This window comes from Alcaligenes sp. EGD-AK7 (genome assembly GCF_000465875.3).
Lineage (GTDB): Bacteria > Pseudomonadota > Gammaproteobacteria > Burkholderiales > Burkholderiaceae_B > Alcaligenes > Alcaligenes phenolicus.
Genome location: NZ_AVOG02000001.1, coordinates 466,977 through 490,417, shown reverse-complemented (window position 1 = coordinate 490,417; position 23,441 = coordinate 466,977). Strand labels below are relative to the sequence as shown.

The window sequence follows — 23,441 nt, the reverse complement described above, 5'->3', positions numbered from 1 at the left end:
CACGGCGCCTTGCCATTTTTACTGAACAGGGCGCTTTGCCGCCTGCTGCGACTTATGAACACTGAATCCAAGCGTGTCGTCCTGGCCTCCAACAATGCCGGCAAGCTCAAGGAGTTTTCCGCCATCCTGGCTCAGGCCGGTATCAGCATGGTTCCTCAAGGCCAATTGAACATTCCCGAGGCCGAGGAACCCTTTGCCACTTTTATCGAGAATGCACTGGCCAAGGCCCGTCATGCCAGCCAATTAAGCGGCTTGCCCGCCTTGGCCGATGACTCCGGCCTCTGTGTGCGCGCCCTGGACGAAGCCCCCGGCGTATATTCCGCCCGTTTTGCCGCTCGCGAACTGGGCGGTGAAAAGTCCGATGCAGCCAATAACGCCTTGCTGGTCCAGCGTCTGCAAGGACAAAGCGACCGTCGCGCCTGTTATGTGGCTGTTCTGGTGTATGTGCGCCACGCCCAGGACCCACGGCCCATCGTGATTGAAGGCGTCTGGGAAGGGGAAATTCAGGATCAACCCGCTGGCGAGCACGGCTTTGGCTATGATCCTCACTTTTATCTGCCAGAGCTCAAGCAAACTGCGGCGCAGCTCTCTCCTGAAGTGAAGAACAAATACAGCCACCGGGCGCAAGCCATGCAAGCCTTGTTGGCCCGTCTGGCCGCCGAGTAACACCATGACTGTTTTCTCTCCCGAGGTACGCATCCGGCCTGGCTCCGGCCCGGCCACCTTGCTGCCCAGCCTGCCGCCCTTGTCCGTCTACGTGCACGTGCCCTGGTGCGTGCGCAAATGTCCATACTGTGACTTCAACTCACACGAAGCACCCGCTGAACTGCCCGAAAACGAGTATCTGGACGCTTTGCAGGCCGATCTGGAACAAACCCTGCCGCTGGTCTGGGGCAGGCAGGTAATTTCCGTATTTATCGGTGGTGGCACGCCCAGTCTGTTGTCAGCCCAGGCGCTGGACCGCATGCTGGCCTTGCTGCGCTCCCACCTGAACTTGCTGCCCGACGCAGAAATTACGCTGGAAGCCAATCCTGGAGCCTCCGAAGCCTCGCGCTTCATGGATTTTGCACACAGTGGCGTGAACCGGATTTCTTTGGGCATTCAGAGCTTTAACGATGAGGCCCTGAAAGCGCTGGGCCGCATTCACGACAGCCAGCAAGCACAACAGGCCATTGAAGCTGCCATGAAAGCCGTGGATCGCGTGAATCTGGATGTCATGTACGCCTTGCCGGGCCAGACCCCAGCGCAATCCGAGCAGGACATTTTGCAGGCCATGTCTTATGAGACCGAGCACTTGTCGCTCTACCATTTGACCTTGGAACCCAATACCGTTTTCGCGAAATACCCGCCGGTCTTGCCCAATGACGACGACAGCGCCGCCATGCAGGACCGCCTGATCGAGCTGACCGCCAGCCGTGGCTGGAACCAGTACGAGATCTCGGCGTACAGCAAGCGCGGTGGCCATAGCCGCCACAATCTGAATTACTGGGAATTTGGCGACTATATCGGAATAGGCCCGGGAGCCCACGGCAAGCTGTCCTTTCACGACCGCATTATCCGTACTGCTACCACCCGCAGCCCGGCGCAATGGATGCAGAACGCCATCAAGCGCGACGGCAGCCACTATGCGCACAATGCCCGTGTCACACCCAAAGACTTGCCCTTTGAGTTCATGCTGAACGTGTTGCGCCTGAAAGAGGGCGTACCAGCCCAGTACTTCCAGGAACGCACGGGTGTGCCCCTTGCGCACATCCTGCCCGTGATCAAGCGCAATATCGAGAAAGGTTTGCTGGCTTCCGATCCGGTTCGTATTCGAACCACCGATTTAGGCTGGCGATTCTTAAATGATTTACAGGAAGCATTCCTTCCTGATGAAGGTTCCTGACATTTAATTGTTTATTTAAGACATTTTTTATTGTGCATCTGCACAATTGCTCTACAATTAATTTCTGGTAAGTCCTATGCCATAACTACTTTATCGGTATTGCGCTGTTTGGATCAGACTCAGCGGCAATCCCGATACACGTAATTAAGACCTGCCGTAGTGGGTTACACAATGATCCGCGCCACTCCTCCTCACTTTTTGTTAACGTCATTGACGCTGGAGTAACCATGTCCTCCCCCGAAGATGTTCTGAAGATCATCGCCGAACGCGAAATCACGTTTGTCGATTTCCGCTTTACCGATACCCTGGGCCGTGAGCACCACTTGACCACCCCCGCACACGCGGTGGACGAGGATCGCTTTGAGTCTGGTGTCGCCTTTGACGGCTCTTCCTTGCCTGGCTGGAAAGGAATCGAAGCCTCGGACATGTTGCTCATCCCGGACGCCAAAACCGCCCGTATGGACCCGTTCCGTGAAGAGCCCACCCTGATTCTGACCTGCGATGTGGTCGAGCCTTCCGATCTGAAAGGTTACGACCGCGACCCACGTTCGCTGGCCAAGCGTGCTGAAGCCTACCTGCGCTCCAGCGGTTTGGGCGATACCGCATACTTTGGTCCCGAGCCGGAATTCTTCGTGTTCGACGGTATTACCTGGAACGACGACATGTCGGGCAGCTTCGTGAAGATTCGCTCTGAAGAAGCTCCCTGGTCGCGTGGTCTGGAACTCAATGGCAATAACCTGGGTCACCGTCCTGGCGTCAAAGGCGGCTACGTTCCTGTTTCGCCTACAGACTCCTTTGCCGATCTGCGCGCTGAAATGTGTTTGCTGCTGGAACAGCAGGGCGTTCCTGTTGAAATCCACCACCACGAAGTGGCCGCTCCCGGCCAGCTGGAAATCGGTACGCGCTTCTCGACTCTGGTCGAGCGTGCGGACTGGAACCAGATCATGAAGTACACCATCCATAACGTGGCTCACGTTTATGGCAAAACGGCAACTTTCATGCCCAAGCCCGTGGTCGGCGACAACGGTTCCGGCATGCACGTGCACCAGTCCATCTGGAAAGACGGCCAGAACCTGTTTGCCGGTAACGAGTACGCCGGTCTGTCCGAGTTCGCGCTGTTCTACATTGGCGGCATCATCAAGCACGCCCGTGCCCTGAACGCCATCACCAACCCCACGACCAACTCCTACAAGCGTCTGGTTCCGCACTTTGAAGCCCCAGTGAAACTGGCTTACTCCGCCCGTAACCGCTCGGCCTCGATCCGCATTCCTTACGTCAGCAACCCCAAGGCGCGTCGTGTGGAAGCCCGCTTCCCCGATCCAATGGCCAACCCATACCTGGCCTTCTCGGCCCTGATGATGGCCGGTCTGGACGGTGTGCAGAACAAGATTCACCCCGGCGATGCAGCCGACAAGAACTTGTACGATCTGCCACCCGAAGAAGATGCAAAAATCCCAACCGTTTGTGTGTCGCTGGAACAAGCCATCGAGTCCCTGGACAAAGATCGCGAATTCCTGACCCGTGGCGGTGTGTTCAGCAATGAAATGCTGGACGCCTTCATCGAGCTGAAACAAGCCGAAATCACCCGTCTGCGTATGGTTCCGCACCCGGTCGAATTCGACATGTACTACAGCCTGTAAGATCGAAGGCACTGGTTTTGGCCAGTACGATCAAAAAGAGCGGCTTTCGGGCCGCTCTTTTTATTCTGCCCTTGGACGATTACCATACGCAGTCACCCAAACCTTATCGTCATGGAAGTAAAGATGGACCTGGTTTTTCAATGGAAACGGTTGGACGATCTGTCCACGCGGGAAATGTACTCAATCATCCAGGCTCGCGAGGCGGTGTTTGTGGTGGAGCAGGAGTGTGCCTACCAGGACGTGGACGGCCTGGACCTGGATTCCTGGCATTTGTCCGTGCTCAAGGACGGCGAGCTGGCTGCTTATGCTCGCGTTGTCGAACCGGGCCTGAAATATGATGAGCCCTCCATTGGCCGTGTCCTGACCTTAACCAAGTTCCGTAGCCTGAAAATCGGCTACGCGCTAGTGGCTGAAGCGATCCGCTTTACGGAAGCCCACTATCCTGGCGCAGGCATACGCATTGGCGCACAGGCGCATTTGCAGAAGTTCTACGGCTCTTTAGGTTTTGAACCTGTGGGCGAGATCTACGACGAGGACGGCATTCCTCATATTGAGATGGTCAAAGCAGCCGTCATTGCTTGATATAGCGTCGATTGCTGCAACGACGACCCAAGCTCAAACCCTACAAGGCCCCCAAGTTAATGGGTGTTTAATCCAGGCAAGGTGCCGATATCTGCTTGGGCCTTCAGATACTCAATCAAGGCACGTGCCGAGTTCGACAAGTGTCGTCGATGCGTATACGCCAGTACCAGACGCAAAGGGGCAGGCGGCAAGGGCAGGGGAACGGCAATCAGACGCCCTTGGGCGATCTCTTTCTCACATCCCTGCCGCACCAGAATCGCAAAACCCAGCCCTTTGACGGCGCCAGCTCCCGCCAGCAAACCGCTATTCACACGAAAGCGGCTGGGGACGTTCAAAATTTGAAAGCGACCATCGGGCAAGACAAACTGCCAGGCCTGGCCATCCAAAGCCGTATCGGTCGTAATGCAGGGCAACTGTTCCAACTCTTCCAGGCTGCTAGGCATACCGCATTGCTCGATCAAGGCAGGTGCCGCCACGACCTGGCAATCAAAAGAATACAATTCCTGCACCACCAGGCTGCTGTCTGGCAAAGCACCCCGACACATCAATAAGGCCAGGTCAAAATCCTGCGCCAGCACACCAGGGCCTTCCAGGTTGGTTTGACAATGCAGTTCCAGATCCGGATGCTGGGCCGCAAAATCCGCCAGGACACCCGCCAATAGAAACGGCCCCACCTCGGATGGAATACAAATCCGCAAGCGTCCCGACAAACGGGTGCGTTGATCCAGCAAATCCTGTTCAGCCTGCTTTAAGGCTCCCCACCAGGGCTGAACGGTATCAAACAAGCCCTGGCCCACACTGGTCAAACGCAGCTGCCGGGAACTGCGCTCCAGCAAGCGCTGACCAATCTGCCGCTCCAGTTGCGCCACATAACGGCTGACATTGGAGGTCGGCAAATCCAGCACCTGAGCTGCAGCCGTAAAACTGCCACTTTCGGCTACCTGGATAAAAACCCGCAAGGCATTCAAATTCAGCTGAGGAGTCATGGAATTATCCCGGTTTTGATAATTTAATATTCGAATTATAGAGACTACATATCAAAACCGCGAAGAATTAGGCTAGAGGCCTCTTTCTTTATGCGTATCATCATGTCTGATTCTGAAGTGTTTCGTCCCCGGCTGCGTGCCCGTGCCGTGTCTTTTATCCAGTTTGTTCATGCTCTGGAATTCATGGCCTTGACGCCTTTGTTTGTCTGGATGGCAGTGGACTTTGATGTTCCTGCCACCTACGCCGGTTATGCCGCTTCCGCCTATATGGGCGGCGCCGCTTTATCGGGCGTCCTGGCTGCACGCTGGATGCACTGCGCGGCGCTAAAGCCTTTACTGCTTCTGGCACTGATTCTCTTGGCCGTATTAAACGCTTTGGGGGCCATCAGCTCCGAATTCGGGCTATTTATCTTGCTGCGTCTGGGAGCTGGTTTGCTAGGTGGTTTTTTGATGAGCGCCGCAACGACTTTACTGCTGCATGGCATGAATGCCGAGCAGCGTACCGACGCGATTGCCATTGTGGTCAGCGCCTTTGCCTTGGTCAGTATCGCCGGAATGCCCGTCACCTTGTTCATCGCCGTAGAACTGGGCTGGCGTATCGCCTTGATGACTCTGGCCGTGCTCTGCCTGCTTGCCGTCGCAATTGCTCATCGCTATCTGCCTTCCAACCCTTGCGTTGCAGCGCAACCCTCACCACTGGCTCTAGGTAAAGAGGCCTGGCGCTGGCTAAGCCTGCCGGCTATTGCGCAGGCAGGCTCACTATTACTGATCCCGGTCCTGATCCCCGTTTTGGCGCTACGCTACGACACTCAAGCACAGCAAATGCCTGTGATCTTCATGTTGGGCGGTGTCGCCGCCTTGATCGCCTCCCGCCTATCCGCTACGGGCATCAAAAAATGGGGCGAGACCCGTATCTCTGATCTGGGTACGTTGATCTTGCTCTTGTCCTTGATCATGCTGGCCCTGGGGTGGGGAACAGCTCACGTATTCATGATTCTGTTCATGACGGGCAGCTACACCCGTCTAGTCTGCACCAGCGCCCGCAGTACCAGCTACCCCACTCAAGCTCAGCGGGGCCGCTTCATGGCTTTGCAAACCACAGGCAACCACATCGGCAGCTTTATTGCTCTGGCTATTCCCTCCCTACTGCTCCGCACTCTGGATGTATCCGTGCCAGACCTTCATGTCTTGCTGCTCCTGACAGCGTTTGTTGCCCTTGTTCTGCCCATTTTCATGCGATGTGCTGCCACCCAGCCCCTGAGACCTTACGATCAGGCAAAAACAATCGATCACTAACACTACTAAATCACTACACCTGCTTACTCACACTTCCTGACACCTGGTTTAGGGTGTCAGATAAACGCTTGCATGAGCGTCAGGGGAGGGCTTCCGACAAACAGCATCACGTCAAAGGAGTCGCATATGGCTACACATAGCGCCAAACACGCCGAGCTTTACCGCATGGTGACGGCAGACCATATCTGCCCCTTCGGGCTTAAAGCACGCGCACTGCTCAAACGTAAGGGCTACGAGCTGGACGATCACTGGCTCAGGAATCGCGAAGAGATTGACGCTTTCAAGGCCAAGCATCAAGTCAGCACAACCCCCCAGACCTTTATCAATGGAAAACGGATAGGGGGCTATGACGAACTGGTCGAGTATTTCGGTGGGAAGGTCAAGGACAAGGATGCCATCAGCTACACGCCCGTGATCGCCTTGTTTGTGATGGCTGGCTTGATGGCGCTAGCTGTTTCCTGGGCGGCATTCGGACAGATTGTCCTGCTCCAGGCGCTGGAATGGTTTATTGCCATTGCCATGTGTTTGCTGGCCGTGCAGAAGCTCAAAGATGTGGACGGCTTTGCCACCATGTTCCTGAACTACGACTTGCTGGCCCAACGATGGGTGCGCTACGCCTATCTGTACCCCTTTGGAGAAGCAGTGGCAGGCGTGTTGATGCTGGCCGGTGCCCTGATGTGGCTGTCTGTGCCCATCGCCTTATTTATTGGCAGCATCGGTGCCTGGTCAGTGTTCAAGGCGGTCTATATCGACAAGCGCGAACTGAAATGCGCTTGCGTGGGTGGCGACAGCAAGGTGCCGTTGGGCTTTGTCTCTCTAACTGAAAACCTGATGATGGTGGCGATGGCAGTCTGGATGCTGATCAAGCCGTCCTTGATCAGCGCGTAGAGGACAGCATGGCGCACGCTAGATCTGCCGTACTTGCAACTACGCAGGCTCGCCACGCAAAAAGGCCTGGGCCCGTTGCGCCATGATGGCTTCGCGGCGGATGAAGTCCGCCACAAAGTCATTCACAGGACGATGATGCAGGCTGTAAGGCGTATCCCACTGGATGATCTTGCCAGCCTGCATCACACCAATACGATCGGCAATCGCAAAGGCTTCAGCCTGATTGTGGGTGACCAGAATCGCGGTAATGCTTGCGCTTTTCAGAATGTCGCGCACCTCAAACGCCAAGCGCTCGCGGGTATCCACATCCAGATTGGAAAACGGTTCATCCAGCAACAGCAGAGAGGGTTTGGGAGCCAAGGCACGTGCCAAAGCCACGCGCTGCTGCTGGCCACCCGACAATTCATGCGGATAGCGCTGCGCCAAACGGGCCAGATCGACCAGTTCCAGCATTTCCAGTGCTCGAGCCTGACGCTGGGCTTTATCCCATTTGCGCAGACCAAAGGCCACGTTTTTTTCTACTGTCAGGTGAGGAAAGAGGGCGTAATCCTGGAACATCATGCCCACATGGCGATCTTCCGGCGGCACTTGCTGAGACACAGCCGACAAGACACGGCCATTCAACAGAATATGTCCGGCACGCAAAGGCTCGAAACCGGCAATGGCCCGCAAGACCGTGGTCTTGCCACAGCCCGAGGCCCCCAGCAGACAGCCAATTTCCCCTTGGGGCAAATGCAGGCTGAGCTGGTCAACAACCGGCCGAAAACCTTCAGACGTTTCGTAGGACAGGGTAATCGCCTGCAAATCCAGAAAATCGTTCATGATGCGCGTGGGCCAGAGGCCATCAATTGAGTACGTGCCAATAAAATAACGGGGATCAAACCGGCCAGCACAATGGCCAAGGCGGCAACCGCGCCTTCCTCATAAGTCCCACGAGCCGCTTCCGCATACAGCCAGGTTGCCAAGGTCTCGAAATTCATCGGACGCAGCAACAAGGTCGCAGGCAGCTCCTTCATGGCATCAACAAAAATCAGCAAGGCAGCCGCGCCCATGGCGGGGCGCAGCAAGGGCAAGTGCACACGTTTTAGCGTCCCCGCCGGGGTTTCACCCAATAAACGGGAAGCCTGCTCCAGCGATGCCGGGATTCGAGCCAGCCCGGCTTCAATACCGCCAACCGAGATCGCCAGAAAGCGTAGGGTATAAGCCAAAACCAAAGCCAGCGTTGAACCCATCAACAACAAACCCGTCGCCGAAACACCAAACCAGGACATGACTTGATTGTAGAAAGAGTCAAACATGACGAGGGGCGTCAACAGCCCAATCGCCAGTACGGTTCCCGGAATGGCGTATCCCAGACTGCTGACACCTGCCAGAAAACGGGCCAGACGCGGTTTGCGTCCCGAACGTACTGCCCGAGCAGCCCAGGCGACGACCAAGCCACAAGATAGGGTCGCGATAGTGGCCAGCGCTGCGATATACAAGGTGTTCCAGGCGCTGCTCAGCAATTGCGCCGACACACCGCCCGCCAAGCTCACATGCTTGATGGTCTCATTCAACAAATACAGGGAGGGGGCCACAAAGCCCACCAGCACGGGCGCTACACCCAAAGCAATGGCGATACAGGCAGCGGAGCCTTTCAACCGGGTAGGTCGAATGGGTTCGGAACGCTGATTACTGGAATAGGCTTGGCGGCGGCGACCATAACGCTCGATGCTGATCAACGCCGCCACCAGACAGAGCATGGAAACAGCAATTTGCGCGGCACCCGCCAAATCCGAGCGCGTTACCCAGGTGGTGTAAATAGACACCGTCAGGGTCTGCACGCCCAGAAACTCGGAAGCACCAATATCGTTCAGCGTTTCCAGCAAAGCCAGGCTGACACCCACTGCAATCGCGGGGCGGGCCATGGGCAACACGACCCGAAAAAATACGCTGCGGCCCGATTCACCCATAATGCGGGCAGCCTCCAGCAAGCTGGCCGATTGTGTAGCAAACATGGCGCGCGTGCTCAGGTATACATAGGGGTAGAGCACCGAACCCAGCAGAAAAATTGCGCCACCCAAGGAGCGCAGATCTGGCAAACGGAATTCACGCGGGCTGCTATAGCCCAAGACGTAGCGAATGGCAGACTGAATCGGGCCAATCGGATGCAGCAAATCCAGATACGCAAAGGCCACGATATAGGTCGGCACTGCCAGCGGCAGCAACAAAGCCCATTGCAAGACCCGTCGTCCGGGAAACTCGTAGGCGGTAATCAGCCAGGCTGACCCCACTCCCAGACAGCTCACCACCACGCCGACCCCCAGGAGCAGCAGCAAGGTATTGCTCATGGCTTGAGGCAGAACGAACTGGAACAAATGCGACCAGTGCTCAGTCGAGCCGCCTAAGGCGTGGGTCAGCAGGGTAATCACAGGCGCTGCCACGATCAGGGCAATCACAGCGGCAGCCAGGGACCAAAAGGGCAGACGACGAAAAAAGGGCATTATGAAAGGCTAGGTATTACAGGCGCTTAAATGCGCGACGACCGCCGCTCTGATTTCTCAAAGCTGGCGGTCGTAGAAAAAGAGTAGGGCGATTTTAGTTGTCGAAGCCAACTTTATCTACCAGCTCGCTGGCTTGTTTGCGATGTTTGGCGATTTCAGTCAATGGCAAAGGATCAATCGTCATTGGGCCGAAGCTGGCCACCACGGGGTCCAGCTCAACACCGGCGCGCACGGGGTATTCGTAGTTGGCCTTGGCATACAGGCTCTGGGCTTTCTCGGAAACCAGGTACTCCAGCAGTTTGACAGCGTTGTCCTTATTAGGAGCGTGCTTGGCCACAGCGGCACCGGAAATATTCACGTGTGTGCCACCGCCCTTGGTATCAGCAAAGGTTGGACGCACCACATTGATGGCTTCGCCCCATTTGTAGGCATCGCTACCAGGCTCGGCGTTTTTCATGCGGCCCACGTAGTAGGCGTTGGCAATACCCACATCACAAATGCCGCCCAGAATGTCGCGCGCTACGTCACGGTCACCACCGGCAGCCTTGCGGCCCAGGTTGTCTTTCACGCCACGCAGCCATTGTTCCGTCGCTTCTGCACCATTATGCGCAATCATGGCAGCCACCAAGGCTGTGTTATAGGGGTGCTGGCCGGAGCGAATACACACCTTGCCTTTCCATTTAGGATCGGCGAAATCTTCGTAGTGAATGCTCTTTACATCCACGTCTTTAGCCACATAGGCCACGCGATCGCGCAAGGACAGGGAGTACCACTGTTTGTCGGCACCGCGCAAATTGGCGGGAATGGCGCCGTCCAGAGTGGCGGACTCAACGGGCTGAGTAATTCCGGCTTCCACCAGATCCAGCAGATTACCGATGTCCACCGTCATCAGAATGTCGGCAGGGGACTTGTCGCCTTCGGTTTTCACGCGCTCGATCAGGCCATCTTTCACAAACACGGTATTGACCTTCACGCCTGTGTCTTTGCTGAAGGTTTCCAGCAGGGGAGTAATCAGGCCAGGTTCGCGAGTGGTGTAGAGGTTGACTTCGCCAGAAGCAAAAGCCGCCATCGACATAGTGCCCATAGCGGACAGAAGCAAAGCTTGGGTCAGGGCACGGCTACGAAGAGTAAAGCGCATTATCAACACTCCAAAACAGGCGTAAATAGCGTAAAAATCGGCTGTAAGCCAGAAAATGTGAATGATTATCAAACGTATGCAGGAACTAGGCAAGAGCTATTTGAATGTGGGCCCGTTTCCAGGCTGGAAATCGTCGTACTATCTGTGCCAAAGCAGGAGAATGGCGACTCATGGAACTTAATGGTAAGTCCTGATTGCGATCAAATCGTATTGGTGAATCAGCATGGATTTACCTGGGGAACTCGGTACAATGGACAAATATTTGCTTACTGATCCGGGCAATGTTGCCCCTCTATACGACAACTAACATGGCAGCTTTCAATACCGAACAAGTGCTCAGCGTCCATCACTGGAACGACACCCTGTTCTCATTTACCACCACCCGCGACGCCGCCCTGCGTTTTCATAATGGGCACTTTGTAATGATCGGTCTGGAAGTCGATGGCAAGCCGCTGATGCGCGCTTACAGTATCGCCAGCGCCAACTACGAAGAAAATCTGGAATTTCTCAGCATCAAGGTACAGGACGGTCCATTGACCTCGCGCCTGCAACACCTGAAAGAAGGCGACACCATTCTGGTCAGCCGCAAACCCGTTGGTACGCTGGTAATTGACGACCTGCGCGCAGGCCGCAATCTGTTCCTGTTTGGCACCGGCACCGGTCTGGCTCCTTTCATGAGCATCATCAAGGACCCCGACACCTACGAGCGTTTTGAAAAGGTGGTACTGGTTCACGGCGTGCGTTTTGTCAGCGAACTGGCGTACTCGGATTTCATCCAGAATGAATTGCCGCAGAACGAATACTTTGGTGAAGTGGTACGCGAAAAACTGCTGTATTACCCCACTGTCACCCGCGAAGAGTTCCGCAATACCGGCCGCATTACCGACCTGATCGAGACCGGCAAGCTGTGCGAAGACCTGGGCATTCCTCAACTGGATCCCGCTCAGGATCGCGCCATGTTGTGCGGCAGCCCCGCCATGCTGACCGATATCAGCGCCATGCTCGATAAACGCGGTTTTGAAGTGTCGCCCGGTGTAGGTCAACCAGGTGACTACGTGATTGAACGCGCCTTCGTGGAAAAATAATCACGCCAAGATCTGTTAATTTTAGCTATAGGCGCTTAAACTCTGATAGTACAACACTCATCAGAGGTTTCTTATGACTAAGCAAGTTGTCTTCACCGATGCCGCTCCGGCTGCCGTAGGCCCATACTCTCAGGCCATTATTGCTTCGGGTGGCAAGACAGTATTTCTGTCTGGCCAAATCGGTCTGGAGCCTGCCACAGGCGAACTGGTATCTGAAAATTTTGAAGGTCAGGTACGTCAGGCATTTGCCAACCTGGAAGCTGTGGTCAAAGAAGCTGGCGCTAGCCTGAGCGACATCGTCAAACTGACTTTGTTTTTGACAGATCTGTCCCGATTTGCCAGCGCCAACGCCATCATGGCCGAACTGATTCCCCAGCCTTTCCCCGCACGCTCCACCATCGGTGTGGCCAGCTTGCCCAAAGGCGCTCAGTTCGAGGTCGAGGCTATCCTCAATTTCTAAAGACGTATTGCCATGACCGCAGGTCGGCCTGCGCCTCAGGCCAAACGGGCTGCGCCACGCAAGGCGCTCAGTCTGGACCAGAAGTTTGAAAAGCTCGGCCTACGAGAGCCTGCCGACTTCGTGGTCCATCTTCCTTTGCGCTACGAGGACGAGACTCAGGTCGAGCCCATCGCCCATCTCTACCCTGGCAAGATGGCGCAAATTGAAGGTCGTATTCTTAGTACGGATGTTCAGGCTCGTCCCCGTGCGCAGCTCCATGCCCGTATTGCCGACGAAAGTGGCGAGCTGGCCTTGCGCTGGCTGCACTTTTACCCCAGCCAGCTCAAGCAGCTGCAAGGGGATTTGCCACTGCGAGTACGCGGCGAAGTGCGCCAGGGCTTTCATGGCCTGGAAATGGTGCACCCCAAAGTCACCAAAGCCGGCCAACCCCTGGCCCGCGCCTTGACCCCTGTTTACCCCACGACAGATGGCTTGAGCCAGGTACAGCTGCGCAAAGCCATTGCCGATGCGCTCAATAATGCGGACCTGCGCGACACCCTGCCTGAAGAAGTTCGTAGCGAATATGGCCTGATGCCCTTTAACGAGGCTATCCGGCTTTTGCATTACCCACCGCCCGAGCTCAGCTACGACGATTTGTTCGAACACGGCCATCCGGCCTGGAGCCGCATCAAGTTTGATGAATTGCTGGCGCAGCAGTTGTCCCTGGCGCAGGCTCGTGCTGCGCGTCAGGCTCAACGTGCCAAGCCTATGCGTGAAGGCAATAGTGATCTGGCTAAAGCCTTGCTGGCTTCGTTGCCCTTCAAGTTAACGGCCGCTCAGAAACGCTGCGTCAAGGAAATCAGCGCAGACATGAAGCGCTCGTATCCCATGCACCGGCTGTTGCAGGGAGATGTAGGCAGCGGTAAAACCATTGTGTCGGCCATTGCCGCCGTGCAAGCCATTGCCAGCGGTTTTCAGGTGGCCCTGATGGCACCCACCGAGATTCTGGCCGAGCAGCATTATCTGAAGATGCGCGCCTGGCTGGAGCCGTTGGGCGTCGAGCTGGCCTGGTTAAGCGGCAGTTTGGGCGTCAAGGCCAAACGTTTGGCTTATGAAGCCATCAGCTCCGGACAGGCCAGACTGGCCATCGGCACCCAGGCCCTGATTCAGGACAATGTGCAATTTCAGCAATTAGGATTGGTGATTCTGGATGAGCAACACCGCTTTGGTGTTGGCCAGCGTCTGGAGCTGAACCGTAAAGGGGATGCGCAAGACAAGAAAGGTCAGGCTTATTTGCCGCATCAGCTCAATATGAGTGCCACACCTATCCCTCGTACCTTGGCCATGGCTTTTTTCGCGGATCTGGATGTCTCCGCGATTGACGAGTTGCCCCCAGGTCGCAGTCCCATCATTACAAAGCTGGCCGCCGATAATCGCCGTGATGAAATCATGGCGCGCGTCCGGGCTGAAGTTGCCCAAGGTAGACAAGCCTATTGGGTCTGCCCCTTGGTCGAGGAAAGTGAAGCCCTGCAATTGCAAACCGCCGTGGATACCCATGCTGCTCTGGAGCAAGCCTTGGCCCCCTTGCGGGTAGGGCTGATTCATGGCCGCTTGTCTTCCTCGGAGAAAGCCGAGGTCATGGAAGCGTTCCGTAGCGGCAATCTGGACGTGCTGGTGGCGACCACTGTCATTGAAGTCGGTGTAGACGTGCCCAACGCTTCTTTAATGATTATTGAACACGCCGAGCGCTTCGGCCTGGCCCAGCTGCACCAGTTGCGCGGCCGGGTAGGGCGGGGGCAGATTCAGTCCGTCTGCGTCTTGCTGTATCAGGCACCGCTGTCGGCCATTGCCCGCCTGCGCTTGCGCGCCATGTATGAAACCACCGATGGCTTTGAAATTGCCCGCCGCGACCTGGAACAACGCGGCCCGGGCGAGTTCATGGGCATGCGCCAATCCGGGCAGGCAGGCTTGCGTTTTGCCAGCCTGGAGTCCGATGAAGATTTGATCGAGCAGGCCCAAACATTGGCCAGCACCTTTCGCCGTGATTATCCAGACCACGCTCACCACCATTTACAGCGCTGGATGAAGGGCCGGGAAGAATTACTCCGTAGTTAACCCAAGGTCTTAATGCTGTTTTGCACAAGGAATTGTCATGACATTGACCGAGCTGAAATACATCGTTGCCGTAGCACGCGAGCGTCATTTTGGACGTGCTGCCGAAGCCTGCTTTGTGAGCCAACCGACGCTGTCGGTGGCCATCAAGAAGTTGGAAGACGAATTAGGCGTGGTCATCTTCGAGCGTGGCGGGCCCGAAGTGGCTATTACTCCCATCGGGCTGCGCATTGTCACCCAGGCACAGAAAGTCCTGGAAGAGGGTGCCAACCTGCGCGAGATTGCCCGCCAGGGCCACGATCCTTTGGCAGGCCCTTTGCGCGTTGGCATTATTTACACCGTGGCACCGTACCTGCTGCCCAAGCTCGTTCCCAAGCAAATCGAGCTGACCCCGCAAATGCCTCTTTTATTGCAAGAAAACTTTACCGTGCGTCTGCTGGAATTGCTGCGCCAAGGTGAGATTGATTGCGCCATTGTGGCCCTGCCTTTGCCTGAAACAGGCTTAGTTATCCGCGAGCTGTACGACGAGCCTTTTGTGGTGGCCATGCCCCATGAACACGCCTGGGCCAAGCGCAAGGAAATTGATCCCGAACAGCTGAAAGATCAGACCATGCTGCTGCTGGGTGCCGGCCATTGTTTCCGCGACCAGGTGCTGGATGTTTGCCCGGAACTATCGCGCTTTTCAGCGTCCAGTGAAGGCATACAGCGCACCTTTGAAGGCTCTTCACTGGAAACCATCCGTCATATGGTGGCCACAGGCATCGGTCTGACTGTCCTGCCTGCCAGCTCTCTGACAGCCCCCGGCCAGGCCAACGAACTGCTGGCCTATGTCCCCTTCAAAAAACCCATTCCAGATCGTCGCATTGCCTTGGTCTGGCGCAAAAGTTTTCCACGTACGTCGGCCATTGACGCCTTGACCCGTGGGATCATGGAAAGTGGCTTGGCTGGGGTCAACTACTTAAAAGTCGAATACAACAGCAATTTCCCGTATCCTGAACTAGCGTAAATCGCACACCTACTGCGTGTTATTCTGCTTCAGTACCTATTTAGCCCTCTGTTCAACAGGAGTCCACTATGGCAAAAGCCGTGAAAGCAGTCAGTAAAACCGCCAAGGTCAGCAAGGCCGAAGAAGCCCCGAACACTGATACCAAGGTCGCAGTTGCAGCCGATGTAAAGGCTGAACCAAAACCGGCAGCCGCCAAGGCCCCCGCCAAAAAAGTGACCGCTAAAAAGGCCGTCGCCAAAAAGCCTGCCACCGCAGCCAAAGCTCCCGCCAAGGCGGCTGCTAAACCTGCGGCCAAGCCAGCTGCCAAACCAGCCGCTGCTCGCAAGCCTGCCGCAACCACGCCGGTTGCCGCCGCCAAACCCGCTGCTCCTGCCAGCGCCGCCAGCAGCGCTCTGAAAATTGATATCGGTATTTCGACGGCAGACCGTGCTGCTGTAGTTAAAGAGTTGTCCAAGGTACTGGCCGACTCCTACACCGTGTACCTGATGACGCACAACTTCCACTGGAACGTCACCGGCCCTATGTTCAAGACTCTGCATGAGCTGTTCATGACGCAGTACACCGAACTGTGGCAAGCCCTGGATGACATCGCCGAGCGTATCCGCGCCCTGGGTCACTACGCCCCTGGTACCTATGCCGAATTCCAGAAGCTGTCCTCCATCACCCAGCCCGCTTCCGTGCCGGATGCTACCACCATGATCGAACTGCTGGTCAAAGGTAACGAAGCGCTGGCTCGTACTGCACGCACCGCTTTTGACCGTGCCGACTCGGCCGACGACCAGCCTACCGCTGACTTGTTGACCCAGCGTCTGGACGTGCACGAGAAAAATGCATGGATGCTGCGTAGCCTGCTGCAGTAATTTCCATCTTATCGCCCTCAAATAGCGATAAAAAAAGGCCACCAAACGGTGGCCTTTCCTATTCCCCCTATAGAAAACCCTGAATTCAGGCGTCAGGCAGGCATAAAGCCCTGTTATCGGTGTATGCTTTCCTGCATATTCACGGAGGTGTTTTCTATGAAAATTCGTTTCACTCCTGTTGCAGCGGCCATGAGCCTGGCAACGGGTCTGCTCTTGTCCGGTGCTGCTCACGCTGACAACATCCGTATTGCACTGGCCGGTCCTTTTACAGGCTCGGTTACCCAATACGGTGACATGGTCAAACAAGGCGTCGATACGGCCATCGAACAGATCAATGCTGCCGGTGGCGTTCTGGGCAAACAGCTCGAACTGGTCACTGTTGACGATGCCTGCGAACCCAAGCAAGGTCCCGTCGCAGCCAACCGTATCGTGAATGACAAGATCCACTATGTTGTCGGTCACGTTTGTTCGGGCGCTACCATCGCGGCCACCGATATCTACAACAACGAAGGCGTGTTGATGGTGACTCCATCGGCAACAGCACCTGCTGTTACCGACGGCAAAGGCTACGAAATGATCCTGCGCACCATTGGTCGCGACGATCAGCAAGGTCCAGCCGCTGCCAAGTTCATCCTGGAACAGATCAAGCCCACTAAAGTTGCCGTCCTGCACGACAAACAGTCCTACGGCCAAGGTATTGCCGCTTCGGTTCGTTCCGAACTGCAAAAAGCCGGTACCGAAGTTGCCCTGTTTGAAGGCATTAACGCGGGGGACAGCGATTACTCCGCCGTCATCACCAAGCTGAAATCCACCGGCGTGGACTTCGTGTACTTTGGTGGCTACCACCCTGAAATGGGCCTGCTGCTGCGTCAAGCCGCCGAGCAAGGCGTAAAAGTCCACTTCATGGGACCGGAAGGCGTGGGTAACCCCGACATTAACGCCATTGCCGGCAAAGCCGTTGAAGGCATGCTGCTGACCTTGCCTGCGGACTTCTCGCAAGATCCGGACAACCAGGCCATCGTCCAGGCTTTCAAGGACAAGAAGCGCGATCCTAGCGGCGCGTTCCAGCTGTCCGCTTACGCCGCAACTATTGCGATTGCCGAAGGCATCAAGGGCGCTGGCGAAGACGATCCAGTCAAAGTGGCCGACTACCTGCACGTCAACAGCGTGAAAACGCCTATCGGTCAAATCAGCTGGAACAAGCAGGGCGACCTGAACGACTTCAAATTTGACGTCTTCAGCTGGCACGCTGACGGTTCCAAGACCGTCTACGGCAAGTAATCCCTGATTCTTGCTCGTAAAAAAACCGGCCTTCGGGCCGGTTTTTTATTATGTATCGCCTTGGAGCACCTTGCTTCAGGCAGGCTGCTCAGGCCTCGATACGCAAACCCGTATCGCGGTCGAACCAATGCAAAGGGTGGGGTGGCATGTAGCCAATCTGGATAGCCTCGCCAATTTGAATTGGATATTCGCGAGTCTGCTCAATCGGGCAGCGCACGATGATGCGATAGTCGCCACAACCCAGATGCAGCAACTGCTCGGAACCCAGAATTTCCACCATTTCCACCTGCGTAGTCACACCGGGCACATGCAGCTGGATGTGTTCTGGTCGTATGCCCAGGAACACCTTGCGGCCACGCACCGCAGCGGGCACCATTTCCGGGCCAAACTGCACAGGCTGACCATTGTCTTGCGTGATCTGACCTTGTGCATCCACCTCTACTGGCAACAAGTTCATGGGCGGTGAACCAATGAAAGTGGCCACAAAAACGGAAGCAGGCTTTTCGAATACCTCGGCGGGTGTCCCGATTTGCTCAGGCATGCCCTGATTCATCACAATCATGCGCTCGGCCAAGGTCATGGCTTCAATTTGATCGTGAGTCACATACAGGCTGGTGGTTTTCAGGCGACGATGCAGTTTCTGAATTTCCAGACGCATCTGCACTCGCAGCTTGGCATCCAGATTGGACAGGGGCTCGTCAAACAGAAACACCTTGGGTTCACGCACAATCGCACGGCCCATCGCAACACGCTGACGCTGGCCCCCCGACAGTTGCCCTGGACGACGTTCCAGCAGGGCACCCAATTCCAAGATCGCAGCGGCGGCATTGACCCTTTGCTTGATTTCATCCTTGGAAAACTTACGGATTTTCAAGCCATACGCCATATTGTCAAAGACTGACATATGGGGGTAGAGCGCGTAGTTCTGGAACACCATGGCAATGTCACGTTCAGCCGGTTCCAGATCATTGACGACCTTGCCGTCAATCAGTACCTGACCTGCCGTGACAGACTCCAGCCCCGCCACCATACGCATCAAGGTCGATTTACCGCATCCAGAAGGGCCCACAATTACCACGAACTCGCCATCCTTCACGTCCACATCAATGCCGTGAATAACGACCGTCCCGTTCGGGTAGGTTTTCTTGACGCCTTCAAATCGTAAGCTAGCCATTCAATAAAGCCTGTAGAGAATTACTTTTCAGAGTCGATGAGACCTTTGACGAACCACTTTTGCATCAGCATCACCACCAGGGCAGGCGGGATCATGGCCAAAAGGGCCGTGGCCATCACCACGTTCCACTCGGTCACGCTGTCACCACCGGAAATCATGCGCCGGATACCAACCACGATCGGGTACATATCCTCTTTGGTGGTAATGATCAGCGGCCACAAATACTGGTTCCAGCCGTAGATAAACTGAATCACAAACAAAGCGGCAATGCTGGTCTTGGACAAGGGCAGCAGAACATCTTTAAAAAACCGCATCGGGCCGGCACCATCAATACGGGCGGCCTCGATCAATTCATCGGGCACCGTCAGAAAGAACTGGCGAAACAGGAAGGTCGCGGTTGCTGAAGCGATCAAGGGCAGGATCAGGCCCCCATAGCTGTCCAGCAACTGCAGGTCCGCCACGACCTTGTACGTGGGCATAATGCGCACTTCCACCGGCAGCATCAGGGTGACGAAAATCATCCAGAAAAACAGCATGCGGAACGGGAAGCGGAAATACACCACGGCAAAGGCCGAGAGCATGGAAATAATGATCTTGCCAACCGCGATGCCCAGCGCCATCACCATGCTGACCAGCAACATGCGTCCCACTGGTGGGGAGTTGGTGGCCGTCCCCTGCAAAGCGGTGATGTAGTTCTCTACCATGTGCGAGCCCGGCCAGAGCGACATGGGCGCACGGGCCACTTCCGCGCTGGTCTGGGTGGAAGCCACAAACGTGATGTACAGGGGCAGAGCAATCACGATCACACCCAGGATCAGGGTCAGATGCGTGAAAAAATCAAGAATAGGGCGTCGTTCAACCATGACTATGTTCCTTGCTGCGCATCAGCTGTACGTCACTTTGCGATCAATATAGCGGAACTGAATCACCGTCAGCGCCACAACCACCGCCATCAGCACCACAGACTGGGCTGCCGAAGAACCAATATCCAGGCCACGGAACCCCGTGTTGTAGACCCGGTAAACCAGAATCGAGGTGGCTTCACCCGGCCCGCCCTGACTGACCACGTCAATAATGGCGAAGGTGTCAAAGAAGGCATAAATAATGTTCACGACCAGCAGGAAGAAAGTCGTCGGGGCCAGCAAAGGAAACACAATGCCCCAGAAACGGCGCATGGGACCGGCACCATCCATGGCGGCCGCTTCAATCAGGGAGCGCGGGATGGCTTGCAGGCCAGCCAGGAAAAACAGAAAGTTGTAGGAGATCTGCTTCCAGACCGAAGCAATCACCACCAGCAACATGGCGTCATTGCCATTCAAGCGTGGATTCCACTGAATGCCATGCTCCAGCAGGAACACGGCCACAATCCCTACAGAGGGGGAGAACAGGAACAACCACAACACCCCGGCCACCGCCGTTGCCACGGCATAAGGCCAGATCAGCAAGCTGCGATACAGCAGCGCGCCTCGTATCACTCTATTCGCCATCACGGCCAGAACCAAAGCCACGACCAGGCCCAACACTGACACGGCAAGCGAAAATACCGCCGTCGTCTTGAACGAGGCCATATATTCTGCACTATTGAACAGCTCGGCAAAGTTATCCAGGCCTACAAACTGCGAAGACAGGCCAAAGGGGTCTTCCAAATGAAAAGCCTGCCACAGCGCTTGACCGGCAGGCAGAAAAAAGAAGATCAGAGTAATGGCTAGCTGCGGAGCAAGTAGCAAATAGGGCAGTGTCTTATGACGAAAGACGACACGTTTTTCCATAGGTTTGCGCGCAATGGGAAGGGAGCGCCACCATCAGGGTGGACAGACTTCTAATGAAACGAAAAGCGTATGAGCGGCTTGGACAAGATGGTGACAGTTTGCCGGCCTGAGGCCAAGACAAGACGCCGTCCGCACACTCATACGCTCGATTGTAAACCACCCGCGCAAGGCGGGCAGGGCTTACTTCACGCTCTTTTCAAAGCGCTCCAGCAGTTCGTTGCCACGACTTTGCATGGCTTTCAAACCTTCTTCAGGGGTGACTTTGCCAGCAAAAATCTGTTCCATCACACCGTCTTCGATGTCACGAATCTGCGGCAAGGAACCCAGGCGAATACCACGCGAGTTCTCGGTGGTGCTGGCGTCCAGCTGTTTGACGGCAACGTCTGCGCCCACGTTCTTGGCGTAGAAATCGGAGTCCTTGGTCTTTTCAAAGCCTGCTTTGGTCACAGGCACATAGCCGGTGTCCTGGTGCCAGGCCGCCGCTTGCTCAGGGCTGGAGATAAAGTGGAAGAATTCGGTCACGCCCTTGTAGACATCATCCGATTTCTTGGCAAAGACCCACAGGGAAGCACCACCAATAATGGAGTTCTGAGGCGCGCCCTGTACATCGCTGTAATAGGGCAGGCTGCTGGTGCCAAATTCAAATTCGCCGGTTTTGATGATGTTGGCGCGGTTACCGCTGGAGCCGGTAAACATGCCGCACTTGCCGCTGGTAAACAGGGCGTTGGCCGTATCACCACGACCGCCGTAGGAGAAGGAACCATCCTTGGACATATTTGCCAGGAAAGTCATGTGCTTCAGGAACAGTGGGTTATCCAGCTGCAGCCGAGCGCTGGGGCCGCCAAAACCGTTGTTCTCGCTGGCAAAGGGGATGTTGTGCCAGGCGGCAAAGTTCTCCAGCAGAATCCAGGAGGGCCAGGAAGAGGTATAGCCACACTCTTGGCCGGACTCACGCAGTTTCTTGGCGGCTTCGTGCAGCTCCTGCCAGGTCTTGGGTGGCTTCTCGGCATCCAGGCCAGCTTTCTTGAAGGCGTCCTTGTTGTAGTACAGCACCGGGGTGGAGCTGTTAAAAGGCATGGAAATCAGCTTGCCTTCGTTGGAGGAGTAGTAACCGGCAACCGCACCCAGAAAGTCATCCGGGTTGATAGGTTTGCCCGCTTTCTCCGACATTTCCTGAACTGGCTGAATGGCGCCCTTGGCGGCCATCATGGTGGCAGTACCCACCTCGAATACTTGCAAAATATCAGGGGCATTACCGGCACGGAAAGCGGCGACACCGGCGTTCATGGACTCGCCATAGTTGCCTTTATACGAGGCTTTAACCTGGTAGTCCGACTGAGATGCGTTAAAGTCTTTGACTAATGCATTAACCCGTTCGCCCAAGGCTCCTTCCATTGAATGCCAGAACTGAATTTCTGTGGCCGCTTGCGCAGTGCCGATAGAAGCAATCAGACCGGCTAGAGACAGAGCAAATAGTTTTGTTCGCATCAGGCTTTCTCCTGTATAAAAGGTGCCGCTAAGGTGTAGCAGGTTTTAAAACTCAAGCTTATGACTTGTTTATGACGCTCTCGTGAATGTATCCATGACAGCGTTATATAAGCAATGACTAATTACCCTCAAACGCTAAGAAAACGTGTCAGAGGACAGATTTTTAATGGGAGCGATGATGAATCCACACGATACCTCTTTTAAGCTGGCGTTTATCGGCGCGGGCAATATGGCCAGTGCCTTGGCGGCTGGTTTAATTGGGAAACGCTGCGGCGGCTCGGACGTTTTGGCGATTGATATTTACCCGCCCGCCCTGGAGTCGTGGGCCCAGCAAGGTGTACAAACCGCGTATGAACCCGGCCCGGCCTTGTCCAAGCAGCGTATCTGGGTTTTTGCCGTCAAGCCCCAGGTCATGAAAGAAACCGTACTGGCCTGCAAACCCTATCTGCAAGGGGACACCCTGGTGATCAGCGTGGCCGCTGGCATTCCGGCAACTGCTCTGGCCCAATGGCTGGGCGAACCCGGCCAGCCGTACCAGCGTGTAATCCGCTGTATGCCCAATACCCCGGCCTTTATTGGTTGTGGCATTACCGGCCTGATGGCCCTGGAACAGGTAGATGAAAGCGATAAAGCCATTGCGCAGCAATTGTTGAAATCCGTGGGGGAAGTGGTCTGGGTTGAAAATGATGCCGCCATTGATGCCGTCACGGCGGTTTCAGGCAGTGGTCCAGCTTACGTGTTTTTGTTTATCGAAGCTTTGATCAAAGCCGGTATCGAGCAAGGTTTGTCGCCAGAACAGGCCCGCCAGCTGTCCCTGGCAACGCTGCACGGCGCCACCCAGTTGGCCACCTTGTCGCCAGAAGAACCTTCGGTCTTGCGCGAGCGCGTCACCTCCAAAGGGGGGACTACGGCAGCCGCCCTGAATGTCTTTAACGAAGGCGGCTTTACACCACTGGTCCAAAAAGCAGTCAATGCTGCCAAAGTGCGTGCCGGAGAGCTGGCCCAAGAGTTTTCCTGATCCCCGGATTACTCCCTATAGCATCGTCAAAAATTGATATAGCGCAATAAAAAAGCAGTAAAACAAAAAGCAGGGGAGTTCTCAAGAGAGCTCCTCTTTTCTTTTATAAACAAGGCTTTTAGTATGCGAGCGTGTTTTGGAAACACCCTGTTAACAATGCCTCGTTATTTTCAAAATAAATAAGCAGGGCGCTAGGGCTTATACGAAGTGACAAGTTTTAGGCAGCTACCCCAAAATGGGTTCCCCTGGAGCATAACAATGCCTATCCAGACCCCAGAATAAGCACTTTCTAAAAAGCAATGCCGGGAACC

Annotated in this window: 21 protein-coding genes; 13 read left to right on the top strand and 8 right to left on the bottom strand. The window is 55.5% G+C overall.

Going from position 1 to position 23,441, the window contains the following annotated elements:
- The first annotated feature begins 54 nt into the window (after positions 1–54).
- From rdgB to N879_RS02255, 4 genes are all read left to right on the top strand, one after another.
- Entirely contained in the window at positions 55–666 is a 612-nt protein-coding gene (gene rdgB / locus N879_RS02270) for an RdgB/HAM1 family non-canonical purine NTP pyrophosphatase (protein ID WP_009453909.1), read from the top strand.
- Between the two features lie 4 nt (positions 667–670).
- Positions 671–1,885, top strand: coding sequence for a radical SAM family heme chaperone HemW (gene hemW / locus N879_RS02265; protein ID WP_021446604.1), 1,215 nt, complete (start codon positions 671–673; stop codon positions 1,883–1,885).
- A 227-nt stretch (positions 1,886–2,112) separates the two neighbouring features.
- On the top strand, positions 2,113–3,525 hold the full coding sequence (glnA, locus tag N879_RS02260) for a type I glutamate--ammonia ligase (protein ID WP_021446603.1): 1,413 nt from the start codon (positions 2,113–2,115) through the stop codon (positions 3,523–3,525).
- Between the two features lie 123 nt (positions 3,526–3,648).
- Entirely contained in the window at positions 3,649–4,107 is a 459-nt protein-coding gene (locus tag N879_RS02255; protein ID WP_021446602.1) for a GNAT family N-acetyltransferase, read from the top strand.
- Between the two features lie 56 nt (positions 4,108–4,163).
- Here the strand turns inward: N879_RS02255 and N879_RS02250 are convergent, their stop codons facing one another.
- Positions 4,164–5,093 (bottom strand): LysR family transcriptional regulator, encoded by a 930-nt coding sequence (locus N879_RS02250; RefSeq protein WP_021446601.1) that lies wholly within the window; start codon positions 5,091–5,093, stop codon positions 4,164–4,166.
- A 102-nt stretch (positions 5,094–5,195) separates the two neighbouring features.
- Here N879_RS02250 and N879_RS02245 point away from each other — a divergent pair, with 102 nt between their 5' ends.
- A complete protein-coding gene (locus N879_RS02245; RefSeq protein WP_161808928.1) occupies positions 5,196–6,389 on the top strand; it encodes an MFS transporter in 1,194 nt (397 codons plus the stop codon).
- A 126-nt stretch (positions 6,390–6,515) separates the two neighbouring features.
- Positions 6,516–7,277: a MauE/DoxX family redox-associated membrane protein gene (locus tag N879_RS02240; RefSeq protein ID WP_021446600.1), complete on the top strand. Its 762-nt coding sequence runs from the start codon at positions 6,516–6,518 to the stop codon at positions 7,275–7,277.
- A 39-nt stretch (positions 7,278–7,316) separates the two neighbouring features.
- On the opposite strand, the gene N879_RS02235 is transcribed toward N879_RS02240, so the two are convergent.
- The 3 genes from N879_RS02235 to N879_RS02225 all read right to left on the bottom strand — a co-directional run bounded on the left by N879_RS02235 (position 7,317) and on the right by N879_RS02225 (position 10,898).
- Positions 7,317–8,099, bottom strand: a complete 783-nt coding sequence (locus N879_RS02235) for an ABC transporter ATP-binding protein (protein WP_009453929.1) — start codon at positions 8,097–8,099, stop codon at positions 7,317–7,319.
- Complete coding sequence (locus tag N879_RS02230; RefSeq protein WP_009453931.1) at positions 8,096–9,760, bottom strand: ABC transporter permease; 1,665 nt, start codon at positions 9,758–9,760, stop codon at positions 8,096–8,098. The genes N879_RS02235 and N879_RS02230 overlap by 4 nt, the downstream gene beginning before the upstream one ends.
- A 94-nt stretch (positions 9,761–9,854) precedes the next feature.
- Positions 9,855–10,898: a Fe(3+) ABC transporter substrate-binding protein gene (locus N879_RS02225; RefSeq protein WP_009453937.1), complete on the bottom strand. Its 1,044-nt coding sequence runs from the start codon at positions 10,896–10,898 to the stop codon at positions 9,855–9,857.
- 308 nt (positions 10,899–11,206) lie between these two features.
- Here N879_RS02225 and N879_RS02220 point away from each other — a divergent pair, with 308 nt between their 5' ends.
- The 6 genes from N879_RS02220 (at position 11,207) to N879_RS02195 (ending at position 17,681) form a co-directional block, all read left to right on the top strand.
- Positions 11,207–11,983 (top strand): ferredoxin--NADP reductase, encoded by a 777-nt coding sequence (locus N879_RS02220; RefSeq protein WP_009453939.1) that lies wholly within the window; start codon positions 11,207–11,209, stop codon positions 11,981–11,983.
- Between the two features lie 73 nt (positions 11,984–12,056).
- Positions 12,057–12,443 (top strand): Rid family detoxifying hydrolase, encoded by a 387-nt coding sequence (locus tag N879_RS02215; RefSeq protein WP_009453941.1) that lies wholly within the window; start codon positions 12,057–12,059, stop codon positions 12,441–12,443.
- A 12-nt stretch (positions 12,444–12,455) separates the two neighbouring features.
- Positions 12,456–14,537 (top strand): ATP-dependent DNA helicase RecG, encoded by a 2,082-nt coding sequence (gene recG / locus N879_RS02210; RefSeq protein ID WP_021446599.1) that lies wholly within the window; start codon positions 12,456–12,458, stop codon positions 14,535–14,537.
- A 37-nt stretch (positions 14,538–14,574) separates the two neighbouring features.
- Positions 14,575–15,540 carry a LysR substrate-binding domain-containing protein gene (locus N879_RS02205; protein ID WP_009453943.1) on the top strand — a complete coding sequence of 322 codons (966 nt, stop codon included), beginning with the start codon at positions 14,575–14,577 and terminating at the stop codon, positions 15,538–15,540.
- Positions 15,541–15,932: 392 nt separating this feature from the next.
- The gene (locus N879_RS02200) at positions 15,933–16,400 is read left to right on the top strand and encodes a Dps family protein (protein ID WP_026482584.1); all 468 of its coding nucleotides are present in this window, start codon (positions 15,933–15,935) and stop codon (positions 16,398–16,400) included.
- 156 nt (positions 16,401–16,556) lie between these two features.
- Positions 16,557–17,681 (top strand): branched-chain amino acid ABC transporter substrate-binding protein, encoded by a 1,125-nt coding sequence (locus N879_RS02195; protein ID WP_009453947.1) that lies wholly within the window; start codon positions 16,557–16,559, stop codon positions 17,679–17,681.
- Positions 17,682–17,769: 88 nt separating this feature from the next.
- Here the strand turns inward: N879_RS02195 and N879_RS02190 are convergent, their stop codons facing one another.
- From N879_RS02190 to ugpB, 4 genes are all read right to left on the bottom strand, one after another.
- Positions 17,770–18,855: a sn-glycerol-3-phosphate import ATP-binding protein UgpC gene (locus N879_RS02190; protein ID WP_021446598.1), complete on the bottom strand. Its 1,086-nt coding sequence runs from the start codon at positions 18,853–18,855 to the stop codon at positions 17,770–17,772.
- 20 nt (positions 18,856–18,875) lie between these two features.
- Positions 18,876–19,718 carry a sn-glycerol-3-phosphate ABC transporter permease UgpE gene (gene ugpE / locus N879_RS02185; RefSeq protein WP_021446597.1) on the bottom strand — a complete coding sequence of 281 codons (843 nt, stop codon included), beginning with the start codon at positions 19,716–19,718 and terminating at the stop codon, positions 18,876–18,878.
- 21 nt (positions 19,719–19,739) lie between these two features.
- On the bottom strand, positions 19,740–20,624 hold the full coding sequence (gene ugpA, locus N879_RS02180; protein WP_009453951.1) for a sn-glycerol-3-phosphate ABC transporter permease UgpA: 885 nt from the start codon (positions 20,622–20,624) through the stop codon (positions 19,740–19,742).
- Between the two features lie 180 nt (positions 20,625–20,804).
- The gene (gene ugpB / locus N879_RS02175) at positions 20,805–22,112 is read right to left on the bottom strand and encodes a sn-glycerol-3-phosphate ABC transporter substrate-binding protein UgpB (protein ID WP_009453953.1); all 1,308 of its coding nucleotides are present in this window, start codon (positions 22,110–22,112) and stop codon (positions 20,805–20,807) included.
- A gap of 166 nt (positions 22,113–22,278) precedes the next feature.
- On the opposite strand from ugpB, the gene proC reads away from it, so the two are divergent.
- Entirely contained in the window at positions 22,279–23,130 is an 852-nt protein-coding gene (gene proC, locus N879_RS02170; RefSeq protein WP_021446596.1) for a pyrroline-5-carboxylate reductase, read from the top strand.
- Positions 23,131–23,441 lie beyond the last annotated feature (311 nt).